The 18013-nt window shown below is 74.5% G+C and carries 18 protein-coding genes; 9 read left to right on the forward strand and 9 right to left on the reverse strand.

Annotation, left to right across the window (positions count from 1 at the left end; genetic code table 11):
- Positions 1-29 precede the first annotated feature (29 nt).
- The 3 genes from DMP15_RS19535 to DMP15_RS19545 all read left to right on the forward strand — a co-directional run bounded on the left by DMP15_RS19535 (position 30) and on the right by DMP15_RS19545 (position 3101).
- A complete protein-coding gene (locus DMP15_RS19535) occupies positions 30-1001 on the forward strand; it encodes a glycine betaine ABC transporter substrate-binding protein (RefSeq protein WP_253067901.1) in 972 nt (323 codons plus the stop codon).
- A gap of 159 nt (positions 1002-1160) precedes the next feature.
- Positions 1161-2135: a glycine betaine ABC transporter substrate-binding protein gene (locus DMP15_RS19540; protein WP_337826272.1), complete on the forward strand. Its 975-nt coding sequence runs from the start codon at positions 1161-1163 to the stop codon at positions 2133-2135.
- Between the two features lie 3 nt (positions 2136-2138).
- Positions 2139-3101 carry a DNA polymerase domain-containing protein gene (locus DMP15_RS19545; protein WP_073577091.1) on the forward strand — a complete coding sequence of 321 codons (963 nt, stop codon included), beginning with the start codon at positions 2139-2141 and terminating at the stop codon, positions 3099-3101.
- Between the two features lie 57 nt (positions 3102-3158).
- On the opposite strand, the gene DMP15_RS19550 is transcribed toward DMP15_RS19545, so the two are convergent.
- The 3 genes from DMP15_RS19550 to ligD form a co-directional block, all read right to left on the reverse strand.
- Positions 3159-3353, reverse strand: a complete 195-nt coding sequence (locus DMP15_RS19550) for a hypothetical protein (protein WP_073577092.1) — start codon at positions 3351-3353, stop codon at positions 3159-3161.
- Between the two features lie 76 nt (positions 3354-3429).
- Positions 3430-3708, reverse strand: a complete 279-nt coding sequence (locus tag DMP15_RS19555) for a hypothetical protein (protein WP_073577093.1) — start codon at positions 3706-3708, stop codon at positions 3430-3432.
- A 74-nt stretch (positions 3709-3782) separates the two neighbouring features.
- The gene (gene ligD / locus DMP15_RS19560) at positions 3783-4787 is read right to left on the reverse strand and encodes a non-homologous end-joining DNA ligase (RefSeq protein WP_073577168.1); all 1005 of its coding nucleotides are present in this window, start codon (positions 4785-4787) and stop codon (positions 3783-3785) included.
- Positions 4788-4843: 56 nt separating this feature from the next.
- Here ligD and DMP15_RS19565 point away from each other — a divergent pair, with 56 nt between their 5' ends.
- Together DMP15_RS19565 and msrB are read left to right on the forward strand one after the other, a co-directional pair.
- Positions 4844-5125, forward strand: coding sequence for a hypothetical protein (locus DMP15_RS19565; RefSeq protein WP_073577094.1), 282 nt, complete (start codon positions 4844-4846; stop codon positions 5123-5125).
- A gap of 42 nt (positions 5126-5167) precedes the next feature.
- On the forward strand, positions 5168-5620 hold the full coding sequence (gene msrB / locus DMP15_RS19570; RefSeq protein WP_083658895.1) for a peptide-methionine (R)-S-oxide reductase MsrB: 453 nt from the start codon (positions 5168-5170) through the stop codon (positions 5618-5620).
- A 30-nt stretch (positions 5621-5650) separates the two neighbouring features.
- Here the strand turns inward: msrB and hemQ are convergent, their stop codons facing one another.
- The 3 genes from hemQ to hemE are packed head-to-tail and all read right to left on the reverse strand — an operon-like array spanning position 5651 to position 9009.
- Positions 5651-6346, reverse strand: a complete 696-nt coding sequence (hemQ, locus tag DMP15_RS19575) for a hydrogen peroxide-dependent heme synthase (protein WP_062404609.1) — start codon at positions 6344-6346, stop codon at positions 5651-5653.
- 33 nt (positions 6347-6379) lie between these two features.
- On the reverse strand, positions 6380-7918 hold the full coding sequence (hemG, locus tag DMP15_RS19580) for a protoporphyrinogen oxidase (RefSeq protein ID WP_073577095.1): 1539 nt from the start codon (positions 7916-7918) through the stop codon (positions 6380-6382).
- Positions 7915-9009, reverse strand: coding sequence for a uroporphyrinogen decarboxylase (gene hemE / locus DMP15_RS19585; RefSeq protein WP_073577096.1), 1095 nt, complete (start codon positions 9007-9009; stop codon positions 7915-7917). Before hemE ends, hemG begins: the two co-directional genes overlap by 4 nt.
- Positions 9010-9104: 95 nt before the next feature.
- On the opposite strand from hemE, the gene DMP15_RS19590 reads away from it, so the two are divergent.
- From DMP15_RS19590 to DMP15_RS19600, 3 genes are all read left to right on the forward strand, one after another.
- Positions 9105-9725 (forward strand): DUF3000 family protein, encoded by a 621-nt coding sequence (locus DMP15_RS19590; protein ID WP_073577097.1) that lies wholly within the window; start codon positions 9105-9107, stop codon positions 9723-9725.
- A gap of 325 nt (positions 9726-10050) precedes the next feature.
- Entirely contained in the window at positions 10051-10704 is a 654-nt protein-coding gene (locus tag DMP15_RS19595; RefSeq protein ID WP_100880960.1) for a LuxR C-terminal-related transcriptional regulator, read from the forward strand.
- Positions 10705-10790: 86 nt separating this feature from the next.
- Complete coding sequence (locus DMP15_RS19600; protein ID WP_246352878.1) at positions 10791-11972, forward strand: HRDC domain-containing protein; 1182 nt, start codon at positions 10791-10793, stop codon at positions 11970-11972.
- A gap of 61 nt (positions 11973-12033) precedes the next feature.
- Here the strand turns inward: DMP15_RS19600 and DMP15_RS19605 are convergent, their stop codons facing one another.
- From DMP15_RS19605 to dxs, 3 genes are read right to left on the reverse strand one after another with little or no spacing between them, the layout of a single operon-like run.
- The gene (locus DMP15_RS19605) at positions 12034-13200 is read right to left on the reverse strand and encodes a HAMP domain-containing sensor histidine kinase (protein ID WP_337826273.1); all 1167 of its coding nucleotides are present in this window, start codon (positions 13198-13200) and stop codon (positions 12034-12036) included.
- A 4-nt stretch (positions 13201-13204) separates the two neighbouring features.
- Complete coding sequence (locus DMP15_RS19610; protein WP_073577170.1) at positions 13205-13882, reverse strand: response regulator transcription factor; 678 nt, start codon at positions 13880-13882, stop codon at positions 13205-13207.
- Positions 13882-15822 carry a 1-deoxy-D-xylulose-5-phosphate synthase gene (gene dxs, locus DMP15_RS19615; RefSeq protein WP_073577101.1) on the reverse strand — a complete coding sequence of 647 codons (1941 nt, stop codon included), beginning with the start codon at positions 15820-15822 and terminating at the stop codon, positions 13882-13884. The genes DMP15_RS19610 and dxs overlap by 1 nt, the downstream gene beginning before the upstream one ends.
- A 682-nt stretch (positions 15823-16504) precedes the next feature.
- Between dxs and DMP15_RS19620 the strand changes: the two genes are divergently transcribed.
- On the forward strand, positions 16505-17884 hold the full coding sequence (locus DMP15_RS19620) for a GGDEF domain-containing protein (protein ID WP_073577102.1): 1380 nt from the start codon (positions 16505-16507) through the stop codon (positions 17882-17884).
- Positions 17885-18013: the final 129 nt, after the last annotated feature.

Here is an 18013-nt window from a genome sequence, read left to right on the forward strand (position 1 = left end):
CCCGCAGTACCGCATTCCCTGGAGGACACGTGAAGTTCGGACGATCCCGGCGTCTCGCCCTGACGGCGATGGCCGCCGCCGCGGCGCTCGCCCTGGCGGGCTGTGGCGGCCTGAGCGGCAGCGGCCCCTCGGCCTCCGGCGGCTCCCTGGCCCAGGCCGGCGACCTGAGCGGACAGAACTACGTCGTCGGCGGCAAGAACTTCGACGAGCAGCTGGTGCTCTGCCAGATCACCGTCGCCGCGCTCGAGTCGGCAGGCGGCAACGTCACCGACCGCTGCAACACCGGTGGCACCGACGTCACCCGCCAGGCACTGCTGGCCGGGGACATCAACATCTACTGGGAGTACACCGGTACCGCCTGGGCGTCGTTCTTCAAGGAGACCCGCCGGATCACCGACGACAACGAGCTCTACGACCTCGTCGCCCAGCGGGACCTGCAGCAGAACCAGATCCAGTGGCTGGACAAGGCCAACTTCAACAACACCTACGCCTTCGCCATGACCGAGGCGAAGTCACAGGAGCTCGGCATCACGACGCTGTCGCAGATGGCGGACTACATCAAGTCGGGCAAGGCACCGGCCGGCTCGGTGTGCGTGGAGACCGAGTACAACTCGCGTGACGACGGCCTGCGCGGCCTGGAGAAAACCTACGGCTTCACCGCACCGAACCCGCAGGTGCTCGCCACCGGCGTGATCTACCAGGCGACCGCCGACAACAAGTGCCTGTTCGGCGAGGTCTTCACCACCGACGGCCGCATCCCGGGCCTGAAGCTCAAGGTCCTCGACGACGACAAGAAGTACCACGTCACCTACAACGCGGCGCCGACGATCAAGGCCGACGTCTACAACGCCAACCCCGCCGTCCGGCAGGTGCTGGCGCCGATCGCCCAGGCCCTGGACTACAACACCATCCTCGACCTGAACGGCAAGGTGTCCTCCTTCGGCCAGAACGAGCGCGACGTCGCCCGTGAGTGGCTGACCCAGCAGGGCTTCATCGGCTGAGGTGTCCCGGTACGCCCACCGCGTCCCCGCCCCCGCTCCACCGGGTGCGGGGACGCGGTGTGTTCCGGGTCGATCACCGTGTGTGCGTGGGCGTTGCGCCGACGGACGGATCGTGGTCGGCTGGCCGGACCACCCATCCCCGCGAACCAGGACGATCCCGTGAGCCCCTTCCCCGGCCGCAGGCTGCGGACGCTGGTCCCGGCCCTGCTCGCCGTCGCGCTGCTGGCAGGCGGCTGCACCGGGCTCGCCGGAGGTGGGCCGCGGGCCTCCGCCGGGTCGCTCGCCCCGCGCGTCGACCTGTCCGGCCGGACCTACGTCGTCGGGTCGAAGAACTTCGACGAGCAGCAGACCCTCTGCCAGATCTCGATCGCGGCACTGGAGTCCGCCGGGGCGTCGGTGACCGACCGGTGCAACGTCGGGGGCTCCGACGTGACCCGGCAGGCGCTGCTGTCGGGGGACATCTCCACCTACTGGGAGTACACCGGCACGGCGTGGGCGTCGTACCTGCGCGAGACCCGCACCCTCGCCGACGACCAGGTCCTCGCCGACCTGCGCACCCGCGACCGTGCGCAGAACGGCGTGGTGTGGCTGGACCGCGCCGGGTTCGACAACACGTACTCCTTCGTCGTCGACGGGGCGACCGCGGCGCGGCTGAACCTGAACACGATCAGCGACATGGCCGCCTACGTCCGCTCCGGACAGCCCGGCGACGTCTGCGTCGAGACCGAGTACGCCTCCCGCGCCGACGGCCTCGCCGGGCTCCAGCGCGCCTACGGCTTCGAGCTCCCCCGCGACCGCCGCGAGACCCTCGAACAGGGTCTGATCTTCCAGTCCACCGCCGACGGCGTCTGCCTGTTCGGCGAGGTCGCCGCCACCGACGGGCGCATCCCGGCGCTGGGCCTGAAGGTCCTCACCGACGACCGCGGCTACCACATCACCTACAGCGCGGTCCCGGTCTTCCGGGCCGACGTGTTCGACCGGGCCCCGCAGGTCGCCGACCTGTTCGCCCCGATCACCGCGGCCCTGGACCAGCAGACCATGCAGCAGCTCAACGGCCGGGTCTCCGCAGGCGGGCAGAGCCCCCGTGACGTCGCGCGGGCCTGGCTGGCCGAGCGCGGGTTCATCGGGAGCTGAGCCGTGGCGCGCCGGCAGGTCGACGAGGTCCGCGACGGCGTGGAGCTCACCAGTCTCGACGCCGAGGCCTTCGACGGCGCCGGCGTCACCAAACGGGCCCTGCTCGACCACCTCGACGCCGTCGCCGCGCTGCTGCTGCCCGCGCTGGCCGACCGGCCCCTGTCGGTGGTGCGGGCCCGTCCCGGCCAGGCGCCGTTCATGCAGAAGAACCTCCCGCGCGGGGCGCCCGGCTGGATCCCGACCGTGGACGTGTGGGCGGACTCGTCGCAGCGCACCGTGCACTACCCGCTCTGCCACGACCGCCGCACGCTGCTGTGGTTCGGCAACCAGCGCGCCGTCGAGTTCCACCCGACCCTCGTGCCGCACGGTGCGACGACCACCGGCGAGCTCGTCGTCGACCTCGACCCGCCCGACGGCGCCGGCTTCGACCGGGTCGTCGCCGCCGCGCACCCGGTCCGGGCGGCGGTGGCCGAGCTGGGCCTCGCCGCCGCGGTGAAGACCAGCGGCGCGACCGGCCTGCACCTGGTGGTCCCGCTGTCGGAGCCGCTCCCGGTCGAGGACGCGTTCGCCGCGACCCGCGCGGTGTGCGCCCGTGCCGCGGCGCTGGCCCCCGACGTCGCGACGACCGCGTTCATCCGGGACGACCGCGGCGGCCGGGTCTTCCTCGACCCGACGCGCGTGGGCGGGGCCACCCTCGCCGCGCCCTACAGCCCGCGGGCCCGCCCCGGCCTGCCGGTGTCGTTCCCCCTCACCTGGGACGAGCTGGACCGGGTCACGCCCGCCGACTTCACGGTGGGCACGGTGGCCGGGCTGCTCGCGGGCCGTCCGACCTGGGCGGAGCTGCGGCCCGGGCCGGCCCCGCTACCGGAGGTCCTGCTCACCGAGGGCAGGGCGATCCCGGTGCCGCGGGTCGCGGCCATGCACGAGGGGAAGCGCCGCAAGCGCGCCCGCGAACGCGGTGAGTGATCACCCGTCGTGGAGGATCCGGCCCGCCCCACGGACGCTGCGCTCCACCACCGGTGATCACTCGTCGATGTCGCCCCGGGCGCGCCGGTAGATCCACCGGTCGGCGTCGGCGTGCGGACCGATCAGCACGTAGCCCCTCGGGTCCCCGCCGGGGTCGGACAGCTCGATCGTCCGCGGCGGACGGCCCGTGACGTCGGGGTCGATGCGCACCTGCTCGCCGGCGTAGGGGCCGTCGTCGATGACCGCGTACATGGCAGACGATTGTGCCACCCCGGGCGCCCCGCCCGGCCCCGTCGGACGAGGGGGCCGGGCGGGGCGTGGACCCAGGTCAGGTCGCCGACCCGGTCCTGGTGATCGTGGTGATCGCCAGGGTGGGCGCGGTGGTCGAGCCGCCCATCGTGTTGCCGTGGGTGTAGGGCTGCCCGACGACCACCTCGGCGCGGAAGAGGTCACCCTGCACCAGATCGGCGAGGGCGCTCTGCTCACCGGAGAGCAGCGTGTTGGTCCTGTACTCGTACCACTTCGAGTGCCGGACACCGTCGACGTTCGCACGGAACGACGTCGGTCCCGTCCCCGAGTCGAACTGCGTGATGTGCCCGTGGACCACGATGTGTCCGTCAAAAGGGGTCCCGACGGGTCATCGGTTCTGTGGATCCACGGGCCCGTCCTCGCCCGCCCGCCTCACTGCTTGCGCGCCCGGCTCGGCTGCACCCGCAGCGGTTCGCCGGGCATCTTCGGGTACTCCGGCGGGTACGGCAGGTCCCCCAGCCCCCGTTCGGCCTCGTCCTCGGCATACCACTCCAGCGCGGTCGCGCAGCTCCCCCGCTCCTCGCCCGCGCCGGCGTGCGGGTCGCCGTGGCGCCCCAGTAGACCGGGCACGGTGCGCAGGGTGAACTCGGCGGGGTCGACCTCGCCGAGGTCGTCCCAGGTGACCGGCATGGAGACGGTCGCGGCGGGCAGCCCGCGCACCGACCAGGCCGAGGCGATGGTGCGGTCGCGGGCGGCCTGGTTGTAGTCGAGGAAGACCCGCTCGCCGCGCTCCTCCTTCCACCAGTCCACGGTGGCCAGCTCCGGGATGCGCCGGCAGACGCGGCGGGCGATCGCGATCACCGCGTGCCGGACCTGCACGAAGTCCCACTCGGGCCGGATCGGGCAGGCGACGTGCACGCCCCGCCCGCCGGAGGTCTTGGCCCACCCGGTCAGCCCGGCCTCGGCGAGGACTTCGCGCAGCGTCTGCGCGACGACGACGGCGTCGCCGAAGTCGGTGCCCGGCTGCGGGTCGAGGTCGATGCGCAGCTCGTCGGGGTGCTCGGTGTCGGCACAGCGGACCGGCCACGGGTGGAAGTCGAGGGTGTTGAGGTTCGCCGCCCAGGCGATCGTCGCGGGCTCGGTGACCGACACCGACTCGGCGGTACGGCCGCTGGGGAAGGTCACCGTGCAGGTCCGCACCCAGTCCGGCGCGCCCTTCGGGACGCGTTTGACGAAGAACGGCTCGCCGGCCACCCCGGAGTTGAAGCGCTTCAGGTTGGTGGGGCGGTCGCGCAGCGCGCCGGTCATGGGCTCCCCCACCGCGACGTAGTACTCGACCACCTCGCGCTTGGTGATGCCGAGCTCGCCGAACACGACCTTGTCCGGGCTGGTCAGGCGGACGTCACGCGGCCCGTCGGGCCCGTCCACCTGCAGCATCACGACCTCACGGCTCGCCACCCGGCGAACCTACCCCCGGCGTCTATCGTGTGCCCATGAGTTCCGACCGGTCCCCCCGGTTCGACGACGACCTGCTGGGCCTCGACCCGGAGGACCCGGAGGCGCGGGCGTTCGCCGCGCACCTGGACCGCATGCAGCGGGTGCCGTCGTGCTCGGTGGAGGGCTACATCCGCGGCGTCGGGGACTTCGCGGAGTCGGCGAACCGGCTCCGGGGGCCGCAGCGCGCCGCCGCCGTCGGGGTGACGGTGCTGCTGTTGCTCGTCGCGGCCTGGGTCATCGCGAACGCGGCCGGGTTCGTCGTCGCCACCTGGGTCTGACGACCGGCGGCACACGACCGATCAACGGGTTACCGTGGATGCATGGGTCTGTTCAGCCGCAACACCACCACCTCCGACGCCGAGCTCCCGGCGGCGCCGGTGCAGAAGACCGACGACGAGTGGCGGGCCCAGCTCAGCCCGGACGAGTACCAGGTGCTCCGCAAGGCCGGGACCGAGCGCCCGTTCACCGGTGAGTACACCGACACGACCACGACCGGCGTCTACCGCTGCCGGGCCTGCGGGGCGGAGCTGTTCCGCAGCGACTCCAAGTTCGAGTCGCACTGCGGGTGGCCGTCGTTCTTCACCCCGCTCGCGGGTGAGGCCGTCATCGAGCGCACCGACTCCAGCCTCGGCATGACGCGCACCGAGGTGCTGTGCGCGACCTGCCACGGCCACCTGGGCCACGTGTTCGCCGGGGAGGGCTACGGCACGCCGACCGACCTGCGCTATTGCATCAACTCGGTGTCGCTGACCCTCGAGCCCGCCGCGGAGTAGGGGCCGCCGGCCGGCGGCCCCCACCGCCGGTCAGGGCAGGGACGCGACGAGGTCGCCGACCTCGACCCGCGGGCCGGTGTAGAACGGGATCTCCTCGCGGACGTGGCGGCGGGCCTCGGTGCCGCGCAGGTGCCGCATGAGGTCGACGATGCGGTACAGCTCGTCGGCCTCGAAGGCCAGGATCCACTCGTAGTCGCCGAGGGCGAAGGCCGGGACGGTGTTGGCGCGCACGTCGGCGTAGTCCCGGGCCTCCTTGCCGTGGTCGGCGAGCATCGTCCGACGCTCGGCATCGGGCAGCAGGTACCACTCGTAGGACCGGACGAACGGGTAGACGCACACGTAGCGCTTCGGGTCCTCACCGGCCATGAACGCCGGGACGTGGCTCTTGTTGAACTCCGCCGGGCGGTGCAGCGCGGTCTGGCTCCAGACCGGCACGCTCGCACGGCCGAGCGCGGTGGTGCGGCGCAGGTCGGAGTAGGCGGCCTGCAGCGACTCGATCTCCGAGGCGTGCCACCAGATCATGTAGTCGGCGTCGTGCCGCACACCGGCGAGGTCGTAGACGCCGCGGACGGTGACGTCCTTGTTGGCGAGCGAGTCGAGGTACTCGGTCGCCTCGCGGGCGGCGGCCGAGCGGTCGTCGCCGAGGCGGCCGGGCTCGACCCGGAAGACCGACCACATGGTGTAGCGGATGGTGTCGTTGATCGCTTTGACGTCCACGCGGGCCATGTCCGGCATGGTACGCGGCCGGTGAGGGTGCCCTCAGCGACCGGTCCGTGCGGCGAGCAGGGCCGGGGCGAGCCGCTCGGCGGCGGCCCGTGCGGTCGCGACACAGGCGGGGACGCCGACCCCGTGCAGCATCGACCCGGCGACCTCCAGCCCCCCGACAGCGGCGACGGCGGACTCCAGCGCGTCGACGACCGCTCCGTGCCCCACGCCGTACTGCGGCAGACCGCCGCCCCAGCGCTGCACGAACGACGCGACCGGGACGGCGTCGACGCCGTCGAGCACGGCCAGGTCGGCACGGACACGGGCGACGAGCTCGGCGTCGTCGACCTGCAGGCTCGCCTCCTCGCCGAACCGGCCGATCGAGGCCCGGAGCCGGACCAGGCCGTCCTCACCGAGGTGGGCCCACTTCGTCGACGCGTGGGTGACGCCCTTGACCGACAGGGGCTCGTCCGCGGCGACCAGACAGCCGGAGGTGCCGGGCATGCCGGTGACGTCGGCGGCCCGGAAGGCGAGCGCGACGACCGCGGAGGAGGCGAGTTCGATCCGCCCGGCCGCGGCGGCCGCGGCCGGTGCGACCGGCTCCAGCAGCCGGCGGGCGGCGGGTGCGGGGACGGCGAGGACAACGGCGTCGACGTCGAGCGCCTCCGGCTGCGGGACCGGTCCGAGGACGAGCCGCCAGCCGTCGGGGCGACGGTGCACCTCCCGCACGGTGACGCCGGTGCGCACCCGGGCCCCGGACGCGGCGACGAGTGCGGCGATCACCTCGCGGTAGCCGCCGCGCACGGCGCCGAAGACCGGTCCCGCGGCCACCGGCTGTGGCACCGCGGAGGGGCCGGCCCCGGAGCCCCCGGCGGCGGTCGGCACGGCGCCCCGGCTCCCGGCGACCGGCGGTGTGGTGGCGCCGGCCCCCGCGGCCGGTGTCCCGGCGGCGAGGGTGCCGCTGGGCTGGCCGGACGCGGCCATCCCGGTGCTGGCCGCCTCGGTGACCGACCCGGCCCCGGCGTCGAGCGCGGCGGCCAGCGCCGGGACGGTGGCGCGCAGGCCGAGCCGGTCGACCCGCCCGGCGTAGACACCGCCCAGGAGCGGGTCGGCGATCCGGTCGACGACCTCGGGGCCGAACCGGCGGCGCAGCAGCGCCCCGAGCGCGACGTCGGTGCCCGGGTCCCAGTCCAGCGGCGTGGTCGGCTCGGCGGCGACCGCGGCCCGTCCGGCGTCGGACAGCACTCCCCCGAGGTCGGCGTCGCGGCCGGGCACGCCCATCAGGGTGCCGCGGGGCAGGCCGACGGTCCGCCCGCCCGCGCGGATCGTCGCCGTCGCCGCGGTGGGGTGGGTGAGCGCGTCGGCCAGCCCGATCTCGGTGAGCAGCGCGGGGACCTCGGGACGGCGGGCGAGGAAGGCCTCGGCGCCGACGTCGAAGGGCGCCCCCGCGAGATCGACCGTGCACAGCACGCCGCCGAGCCGGTCACGCTGCTCGAGCACGACGATCTCGGCGGCCGGGCCGAGCAGCGTGCGCAGCCGGTGCGCGCAGGCCAGACCGGAGACACCGCCGCCGACGACGGCGACGCGGGTCATCGCGACGGACGGTCGCCCGTCGGCCCGGCCACGGGCTGGGCGTGCACCGTCTCGACGGTCCGGGTGATCGCGTCCGGGTCGGTGGGGGGCAGGACACCGTGGCCGAGGTTGAACACGTGCCCGCGGGTGCGCGCCCCCTCGGCGGCGATCCGCACGACCTCGGCGTCGACGGCCTCCTGACCGGCGAACAGCACCGCCGGGTCCAGGTTGCCCTGCACGGGCACCGCGCCACCGGCCCGGCGGGCCGCGACGTCGAGCGGGGTCCGCCAGTCGACGCCGATCACGTCGGCGCCGGCGTCGGTCATCGCACCCAGGAGCTCGGCCGTGCCGACCCCGAAGTGGATCCGCGGCACGCCGGCCCCGGCGAGCGCGCCGAGCACGGCCGCGGAGTGCGGCAGCACGAACTCGCGGTAGTCGCGCTCGGACAGCGCACCCGCCCAGGAGTCGAACAGCTGGACCGCGTCCACCCCGGCGGCGACCTGCTGCTGCAGGAACGTGCCGGTGAGCACGGCGAGCTTGCCGAGCAGGGCGTGCCACACGTCGGGGGCCGAGCGCATGAGGGACTTGGTCCGCTCGTGGTTGCGGCTCGGGCCGCCCTCGATGAGGTAGGAGGCGAGGGTGAACGGGGCGCCCGCGAACCCGATCAGCGGGACGCGGCCCAGCTCGGGCAGCAGCAGGCCGATCGCCTCGGTGACGCGCGCCACCTGCTCGGGCGCCAGCTCGGGCAGCGCCGCGACGTCGGCGGCGGTGCGGACCGGCGAGTCCACGACGGGCCCGGTGCCCGGCACGATGTCCACCCCGATACCCGCCAGGTACAGCGGCACCACGATGTCGGAGAACAGGATGGCCGCGTCCATGTCGTGGCGGCGGACCGGCTGCAGGGTGATCTCGCAGGTCAGGTCCGGGGTGAGGCACGCCTCGAGCATCGCGTTGTCCCGGCGCAGAGCCCGGTACTCCGGCAACGAGCGACCCGCCTGGCGCATGAACCAGACCGGCAGCCGCGACGGCGTCGCACCGCGCACTGCGTCGAGGAACGGTGCTCCCGCGAGGTCGCGGCGGGCGGGGGGCGCGGAGACGATACCTGCAGTCATGACCTCCTGATGATCCCACGCGGACCGGGCCGGTGCTCGGGCGCCCCGGCGCGCCTGCCAGGGACGACGGGTGTCGCACCCTAGAGTCCGACGCCGTGCCGGACCCGAACTCACCACCACCAGCAGCGTTCCGCAGCGCGGTCCGCTCGCTCGCGTCGGTCCGACCGCGCCCCGAGCTCGTGGTGCGGCCGCTCGAGGCCCCGCCCCGGCTCGCGCCGTACAGCTGGGCGACCAGCGTCGAGGCCGACATCGGGCACCGCGGCGACGGGACCGACGACCTCGACGAGCCGGACACCTCCGGCCGGTTGATCCTGCTCCACGACCCCGACGGCCAGGAACGCTGGGAGGGCACGTTCCGGCTGGTCTGCTTCGTGCAGGCCCGGCTGGAGCCCGGCCAGCTCGGCGACGACATGCTGCCGCGGATCGGCTGGTCCTGGCTGACCGACGCGCTCGAGCACGCCGGCGCCGGGTTCACCGCGCTCGGCGGGACCGTCACCCAGACCTCGTCGGTCCGCTTCGGCGGGCTCAGCGGCGTCGGTGGCGGCCCCGGCGAGGGGCCGCCGCGGGAGGACGACGTCGAGCTGCGCGCCTCCTGGTCGCCCACGGAGAGCGACGGTGATCTGTCCCGACACGCCGTCGCGTTCGCGTCCCTGGTGTCGACCGCTGCGGGTCTGCCGCCGGTAGGCGCAGTGCCGTTGAGCCGATCACCCGGCTGAACGTCGCAGGTCAACGGCATGCGTCGGAAATCTTTCACCCGGAGGGGTGGGACCGCGCCCACATGCATGTAACTTTCCAGGCCGGAAAGACGAATGCACACCAGACGTTAGGCCGCATGGAGGGATACCATCTCTTCCATGGCACCCGCCCGGGCGGCCGAGCGCCACTCTCCGTCCCTCGGGTTCCGGTGTTGGTCGGGGGCGTACGACCGACTCCAGGAAGGTTGACGACGTGGCTGTACTTGGCCAGCAAGTGCCGGCGCAGAGCTCCGGCAGCACCACCCCAGGTGGCGCTCCGATCGGTGGAGCAGTGCTCTCGCCGGGGATCGTCCCGCAGCCGCGGGAGGAGCTGTTCTCGGTGCTCGTCGTGGACGACCACCCGTTGCTCCGGGAGGCGATCGCCGGACGGCTGCGCTCCATGGGAGCGGGCACCGTGCACGAGGCCGCCTCGGTCACCGAGGCGCGGGCACGCGCCCACGCCGCAGGTCCCTGCGACCTCGCGATCCTCGACCTGACCCTGCCGGACGGCAGCGGGCTGGACCTGGTCAGCGAGCTCCGCTCGCTCGGCTGGAACCGGCTGGTCGTGCTCGCCTCCTCCGACGACCCGTACGCGGTCCGCTCGGCGTTCCAGGCCGGCGCGCAGGCCTACCTGCTCAAGTCGGCGTCGCCCTCGGTCGTGACCGACGGCGTCAAGCGGGTGCTCGACGGCGGCGTCTACGCCGACCCGACGGTCGCCCCGCTGCTCGCCACCGGGTCCCGCGTGCCGGGCACCGACAACACCCCGCGGGAGCTCTCGGCCCGCGAGGTCGAGGTGCTGCAGCTCGTCGCGGACGGCCAGTCCAACAAGGAGATCGGTGAGGCCCTGAACCTCTCCGCCCTCACGGTGAAGAGCCACCTCTCCCGGATCGGCCGCAAGCTCGGCACCGGCGACCGCGCCCAGATGGTCGCGCTCGCCATGCGCGCGGGGGTCATTCGCTGACTCCCGGGACCGGCGCCGCCGGCGGTACGGACACGACCCGGCCGCCGGCCTCGGCGACTCCGGACGGTTCACCCGATCCGGTACCGCTGCTCCGTCCCGCCGACGGCCTCCCCCCGGTCACCGCGACCCCCGACGACCTCGCCCGCGTGGCGGCGGCGATCGCCGGGGGCAGCGGCCCGGTCGCCGTCGACGCGGAGCGCGCCTCCGGCTTCCGGTACTCCCAGCGCGCCTACCTCGTGCAGCTGCGGCGTGCCGGGGCCGGGTCCGCCCTGGTGGACCCGATCCCGCTGCGCGGCGAGCTGGGCCCGCTCGCCGAGGCCCTCGACGGGCCGGAGTGGGTGCTCCACGCGGCCTCGCAGGACCTCCCGTGCCTGGCCGAGCTGGACCTGCGCCCGGCGTCGTTGTTCGACACCGAGCTCGCCGGCCGGCTGGCCGGACTGCCCCGGGTCGGGCTCGGCCCGATGGTGGAGAACCTGCTCGGCCTCGGCCTCGAGAAGGGGCACGGCGCCGCCGACTGGTCGCGCCGCCCACTCCCCGAGGACTGGCTGGTCTACGCCGCGCTCGACGTCGAGGTGCTCGTCGACCTGCGCACGGTCCTGACCCGGATGCTCGACGAGCAGGGCAAGCTCGACTGGGCCCGCCAGGAGTTCGAGGCGGTCCGCACCGCCCCGCCGTCCCCGCCGCGTGCGGAGCCCTGGCGGCGCACCTCGGGCATCCACAAGGTCCGCCGCCCCCGCCCGCTCGCCGCGGTCCGGGAGCTGTGGCAGGCCCGTGACTCCCTCGCCGCCGAGCGCGACATCGCCCCCGGCCGGGTCCTGCCCGACGCGGCGATCGTCGACGCCGCGGTGCGCAACCCCGACTCCCCACAGGCACTGGCCGAGCTGCCGGTGTTCCGCGGACGCTCCCAGCGCAGGCTGGCCCGCTACTGGTTCGACGCGCTCCGCCGGGCCGCCGACCTCCCCGAGACCGAGCTGCCGCGCGGCGCCGCCACCACCGACGGCCCGCCGCCGGTGGCGCGCTGGGCCGACCGGGACCCCGACGCCGCGGCCCGGCTCGCCGCCGCCCGCGCGGCACTGGCCACGGTCTCCGAGCAGCACGACGTGCCGGTGGAGAACCTGCTGCAGCCCGACCTCCTGCGCCGGGTCTGCTGGACCCCGCCCACCGACGGCGACCTGCCGGCCGCCCTGGCCGCCGGCGGCGCCCGTCCGTGGCAGGTCGAGTTGCTCGCCCCGCTGCTCGAACCGGCCCTGGCCACCCGCGCCCGCTGAGCCGCCCGAGCCGCCCCGGCCCGCGTCCCGGGTGAGCCACCCGGACCGGGTCGGCGTCCGGTCAGCGGGCGATGACCGGGGCCCCGCCCGAGGGCTCCGGGGCCGTGCCGTCGTCGGGCAGCGCGACGTGCACCTCCAGTCCCCCACCGGGCACCGCCTCGGCGTGCACGGCCCCGCCGTGCGCGGTGGCCACCGACCGCACGATCGACAGCCCCAGGCCGGAGCCGCGGGTGTGGGCGGTGCGGGCCACCGGGCCCCGCCGGAACGGCTCGAACAGCTCGGCCACCCTGTCCGGGGCCAGCTCCGGCCCGGACGACGCGACCCGCAGCACGACCCCCGGCCCGGGCGTTCCGGTCCCGCAGCCGACCTCGATCCAGCCGCCGTCGCGGTTGTGCCGCACCGCGTTCTCCAGCAGGTTCGCCACCATCCGGCGCAGCAGCGGCTCGTTCCCCCGGGTCGTCGCCGGCCGGGGGTCGGTGCGCACGACCAGGCCGCGGACGGCGACGTCCCCGGTCACGGCCGCGAGCTCCGCGGCGACGAGCGCGGCCAGGTCCACCGGCACCCGGTCGGAGCCCGGCATCGCTCCCCCGGCCTCGGTGCGGGCGAGCAGCAGCAGCCCGCTGACCAGCTCGTCGCAGCGGCGGCCCGCCTCCCGGACGACCCCGGCCATCCGGCGCAGCTCCTCGGCGTCGGCGTCGGGGTCCTGGAGCGTCACGTCGATCTCGGTGCGCAGCACCGCGAGCGGGGTGCGCAGCTCGTGCCCGGCGTTGGCGACGAACCGGGACTGCGCGTCGAACGCGGCCTGCAGCCGGTCGAGCATCGCGTCGACGGCGGCGGCCAGCTCGGCGACCTCGCCACGGGCACCGGCGAGCGCGACCCGTTCGTCGAGCGAGCTCGCCGAGAGCCGCGAGGTGGTCTCGACGACCCGGCGCAGCGGGTACAGCACCCGCCCGACCAGCACCCAGGACGTGACGGCCCCGGCCGCGACGACCAGCGGGAACGCGATCAGCCCGGCCCGCAGCACCTCGGCGCGGGCCGCGGCCGCGACCGCGTCGCGGGCGGTCTCGGCAGGCACGGCGACCCCGCCGACGAACACCGTCCCGGGCAGCGCCGGGGTGCCCGCGACCACCGCGCCGACCAGCATCCACCCGAGCCAGAGCAGCAGCGCGGCGACTGCGGCGACGAGCGCCGTCGCGAGCAGCGTCAGCCGCGGCCGGAGGGCGCCCACGCCGTCACGCCGTGGGGGTCCCGTCGGCGGGCACCCGGTACCCGGCACCGACGACGGTGTCGATCGGCCCCGGCGCGCCGAGCTTCTTGCGCAGGGTCATGACGGTGACCCGCACCGTGGTGGTGAACGGGTCGGCGTTCTCGTCCCAGACGCGTTCGAGCAGCTCCTCCGAGGACACCACGGCCCCGCCCGCGGCGAGCAGGACCTCCAGCACGCCGAACTCCTTGCGGGTCAGCTCGACCGGCCGCCCGGAGCGCAGCACGGTGCGCCGGGCCGGGTCCAGCACGACGTCGCCGGCCCGCAGCGTGGGTGGCACCGCCGGGGTCGCCCGGCGACCGAGCGCCCGGACCCGGGCGACCAGCTCGGGGAAGTCGAACGGCTTGACCAGGTAGTCGTCGGCGCCGCGGGACAGTCCCTCGACCTTGTCCGCCGGGGTGCCCGACGCGGTGAGCATCAGCACCCGGGTCAGGCCGCCCGCCGCGACGAGCTCGTCGCACAGGTCGTCGCCGCTGCGGCCGGGCAGGTCCCGGTCGAGGACGGCGACGTCGTAGCGGGTCACCGACAGCTTCTCCGAGCCCTCGTCGCCGTCGTAGGCCACGTCGACGGCCATCCCGTCCCGGCGCAGGCCGCGCACGACGGCGTCGGCCATCGCCGGCTCGTCCTCGACGACGATGACGCGCATCAGCGGGTGCGCTCCCGCCCGGGAACGGCACCCTCGGGGGTCGAGGGGACCGCCGCGGCCGCCCACTCGGTGATCCGGCGCGCCATGTCCTGCTCGGTCAGCCCGGTCGCGGCGAGCACGTCGTCGCGGCTGCCGTGCTCCAGGTACTCCTGGGGCAGCGCGAGGTCGCGCTGGCGCACGTCGAGCTCGGCGGCGCGCAGCGCGTCGGACAGCGCGGAGCCGAACCCGCCGTGCGTGCCGCAGTCGGAGACGGTGACCACGAGCTGGTGGTCGGCGGCCAGCGTGAGCAGCTCCCGCGGGACCGGCAGCACCCACCGCGGATCGACGACGGTCACGTCGACGCCCTGGTCGGCGAGCCGCCGGGCGACGGCGACACCGGACGTCGCGAACGCGCCGACGCAGACGAGCAGCACCTGGGAGCGCCCGTCGGACGGCTCGTGCAGCACGTCGACCCCGGCCGGGCCGTCGAGGCGGCGCAGCGCGGGCACCGAGCCGATCACCGAGCCCTTGGGGTAACGCAGGGCGGTCGGGCCGTCGGTCACCGCGGTGGCCTCCCGGAACTCCTCGCGCAGCGTCTCCTCGTCGCGGGGGGCCGCGACCCGCATACCGGGCACGATGCCCAGCAGCGACAGGTCCCACATCCCGTTGTGCGACGGGCCGTCGCTGCCGGTGACCCCGGAGCGGTCCAGCACCAGCGTGACGCGCTCGCGGTGCAGGCCCACGTCCATCAGCAGCTGGTCGAAGCCGCGGTTGAGGAACGTCGAGTACAGCGCGACGACGGGGTGCCGCCCGGCCCGGGCCAGCCCGGCGGCGGTGGTCAGCGCGTGCTGCTCGGCGATCCCGACGTCGACGATGCGGTCCGGGTGGGCGGCCGCGAACGGCGCCAGGCCGGTCGGGCCGAGCATCGCCGCGGTGATCGCGACGACGTCGGTGCGCCGCGACCCGAGCGCCACCATCTCCTCGGCGAACACGTCGGTCCAGCCGGTGACCGGGGTACCGGTGGGCAGACCGGTCTCCGGGTCGAACGCGGCCGGGCTGTGCATCTGCTCGGCCTCGTCGTTCTCCGCGGGCGGGTAGCCGTTGCCCTTGCGGGTGACCGTGTGCACGATGACCGGCCCGCCGAAGCGCTTCGCCCGGCGCAGCGCGGACTCGAGCTGGCCGATGTCGTGGCCGTCGACCGGGCCGAAGTACTTGAGCCCCAGGTCGGAGAACAGCTCCTGGGGGGAGAGCGCATCCTTCACCCCGGCCTTGAACGCGTGCAGGCCGGCGTAGAGCGCGGGCCCGACCACGGGGGTGCCGCGGACGGTGCGCTTGCCGGCCTCGAGCACCCGCTCGTAGCCGGGCTGCAGCCGCAGCGACGCGAGCCGGTCGGCCAGCCCGCCGATGGTCGGCGAGTAGGAGCGGCCGTTGTCGTTCACGACGACCACGACGTTGCGGTCCTCGCCGGCCGCGATGTTGTTGAGCGCCTCCCAGGCCATGCCACCGGTCAACGCCCCGTCGCCGATCACGGCGACGACGTGCCGGTCGACCCCGGTCAGGGCGTGCGCGCGGGCGATCCCGTCGGCCCAGGACAGCGACGACGACGCGTGGCTGGACTCGACGTGGTCATGCTCGGACTCGGCGCGGCTCGGGTAGCCCGACAGCCCACCGGTCTTCTTCAGCCGGTCCCAGCCCTCCTGACGGCCGGTCAGCAGCTTGTGCACGTACGCCTGGTGCCCGGTGTCCCAGATCAGGGTGTCCTGCGGGGACTCGAAGACCCGGTGCAGGGCGATACTCAGCTCCACCACACCCAGGTTGGGCCCCAGGTGGCCCCCGGTGCGGGACACGGCCTTGATCAGGAACCCACGGATCTCGGCCGCGAGCGAGGTCAGCTCGTCGGGCCCGAGCCCTCGCAGATCGGCCGGGCGCCGGATCGCCGAGAGTCCCCGGTTCGTCGTCACGTACTGCCTCCTCGCCGCCGGTCCCGTTCGGGCGTCCTCCACGGCGGAGGGACCGCAGGGAGGACCGGCATCGACTCGTGGTCCCACTCTACGGACCGGTAGCCGAGGCGACCCGATGGCGCTGCCGGGCGCGGCGGGCGTCGTCCGTCACCCGGACGGGGCCCGCCGCGCCCCGTGCTGCGACGCGGTACGTCCACTGTTCTCACCAACCCCAGTTGCGCATTGTCGATCTCCTTTCGCACTCGGACCCACAGTTGATCGACACAATGACCGCAGCCCTTACCGCGGACGCCTTCACCAACCCCAGTTGCGCATCGGACACCCCTTTCCTGATCGACATCCCGCACGTCGCGGCGCCGCCGTGACATCACGGGACAGCAATTACCGGCATACCGACATCGTCTCTCACGCATTCACCGGTGCCGCCGCCGAAAAGGGTGGCCCGCCGTCGGCCCGCGAACAAACCAGGGAGCACCATTGCGATATCAACAATCACCGGTCCGGCCGTGCGGCCGGCACTCAGCGTGATCACACCACTCGTCCGAGCAGCTACGACGCGATCACGAAGCCGTATCGATCACTGACGGCGACGAGTGCGGTTAGGATCACGGAGGGGCGGCACGCCGGTCGCTGCTGCGGACGGGCAGGATCGGGTGGGACGACGCCGGCGAGGGAGGGACGTATGGCCCGGGAACCGGTCCGGCTGCACCAGGTCACCCGCTGGCCGATCTGGTCCATCCCGGGACGGCTGCTCGGCCCGGTCCTCGCCGTGGAACTGCTGGCGGTCTGCCTGGTGCTCGCCGGTCTGCTGAACCCGCCCCGGCTCGACCACGCGACCCTGGTGCTGCTCGCCACGCTGACCGTGGCCGGGATCCTGCACACCGAGGTCGTGGCCGGCGTCGAACGCATCCGGCGCTACACCGCCGAGACCCACCACGTGAACCTGACCTCGGTCTGGACCTTCGCCTCGGCCCTGCTGCTGCCACCGGTACTGGGCGCGTTCGTGGTGGTGGTGGTCTACACCCACCTCTACGTCCGGGTGCTGCGGCCGGTGCCGCCCCCGGACCGCAGGCCGGTCTACCGCGAGGTCTACAGCACCGCGACGGTCATCCTGTCCGTGCACGCGGCGGCCGGGGTGCTCGCCGCGACCCGGCCCGGCGAGCTCTACGGCAGCCTGCCCGGCACCCTCGCACTGCTGCTCGCGCTGCTGACCTACACCGTCGTCAACACCTGCCTGGTCCTCGGCGTGGTGGCGGTGGCCAGCCCGGACACCCGGGTGGTGCGCATCCTGTTCGGCGGCGACGAGCTCACCCTGGAGCTGGCGACCCTCTGCCTGGGGGCGCTGACGGCGGGGGCGCTGGCCGCGAGCGGGCCGTTCGTCGCGTTGCTCGCGGTGCCGCCCATCCTGGCCCTGCACCGCACGATCCTGGTCCGCCAGCTGCGCGAACGGGCCGACACCGACGCCAAGACCGGGCTGCTCAACCACGCGGCCTGGCACCTGCGCGGGACCCACGAGCTGACCCTCGCCGATCGCGAACGGCGGACCGCGGCGCTGCTGATCCTCGACCTGGACCACTTCAAGGAGATCAACGACACGCACGGCCACCTCTACGGAGACCAGGTCCTCGCCGCCACCGCCCAGGTGCTGCGCGAGGAGCTGCGCGACCACGACCTCGTCGGCAGGTTCGGCGGGGAGGAGTTCGTCGTGCTGCTCCCCCGGCTCTCCGGGAACGACGGGCGCGAGGAGGTCCGGCAGATCGCCGAGCGTCTGCGCAGGCGGATCGCGGGCGGCTCCGGCCCGGTGGCTCCGCCGGACGGGGTCCCGGCCCAGCGGCTGCCCGCACCGTCCCCGGGCGCCGCCCGGACCGACGGCCGTCCGTCGCCCCGGGCCGGCGCCGGGATCACCGTCTCGATCGGCGGGGCGCTGTTCCCCGACGACGGCCACGCCCTGACCGGCCTGCTCGAGGTCGCCGACTCCGCGCTCTACGCGGCCAAGCGGGCCGGGCGCGACGCCGTGCGGATCGGGCGCCACACCTTCCCGGCCGAACCCGAACACGCCTGACGCTCCCGCGCCGACGCCGCCCCCTCCGGGACGGAGCCGATCAGCCGCCGCGGCCCGGCGGCCCGGCGGCCCGGAGCCCGCTGTGCCCGGCGACCCGGTGGCGTATCCCCCGTCGTCCCGTCGCCCACG

This window comes from Pseudonocardia sp. UM4_GMWB1 (genome assembly GCF_017312155.1).
In the GTDB taxonomy this organism is placed as follows: domain Bacteria; phylum Actinomycetota; class Actinomycetes; order Mycobacteriales; family Pseudonocardiaceae; genus Pseudonocardia; species Pseudonocardia alni.

What these genes read in the sequence shown, in the direction of transcription:
- DMP15_RS19550 (WP_073577092.1), bottom strand. Translation starts at nt 3,353, where the DNA reads ATGTACGCGGTCATCGACGACGGCCCCTACGCCGGCGAGCAGGTGCGC.
- ligD (WP_073577168.1), bottom strand. Translation starts at nt 4,787, where the DNA reads ATGCTGCAGGTGGACGGGCCCGACGGGCCGCGTGACGTCCGCCTGACC.
- DMP15_RS19565 (WP_073577094.1), top strand. Translation starts at nt 4,844, where the DNA reads ATGAGTTCCGACCGGTCCCCCCGGTTCGACGACGACCTGCTGGGCCTC.
- msrB (WP_083658895.1), top strand. Translation starts at nt 5,168, where the DNA reads ATGGGTCTGTTCAGCCGCAACACCACCACCTCCGACGCCGAGCTCCCG.
- hemQ (WP_062404609.1), bottom strand. Translation starts at nt 6,346, where the DNA reads ATGGCCCGCGTGGACGTCAAAGCGATCAACGACACCATCCGCTACACC.
- hemG (WP_073577095.1), bottom strand. Translation starts at nt 7,918, where the DNA reads ATGACCCGCGTCGCCGTCGTCGGCGGCGGTGTCTCCGGTCTGGCCTGC.
- hemE (WP_073577096.1), bottom strand. Translation starts at nt 9,009, where the DNA reads ATGACTGCAGGTATCGTCTCCGCGCCCCCCGCCCGCCGCGACCTCGCG.
- DMP15_RS19610 (WP_073577170.1), bottom strand. Translation starts at nt 13,882, where the DNA reads ATGCGCGTCATCGTCGTCGAGGACGAGCCGGCGATGGCCGACGCCGTC.
- DMP15_RS19620 (WP_073577102.1), top strand. Translation starts at nt 16,505, where the DNA reads ATGGCCCGGGAACCGGTCCGGCTGCACCAGGTCACCCGCTGGCCGATC.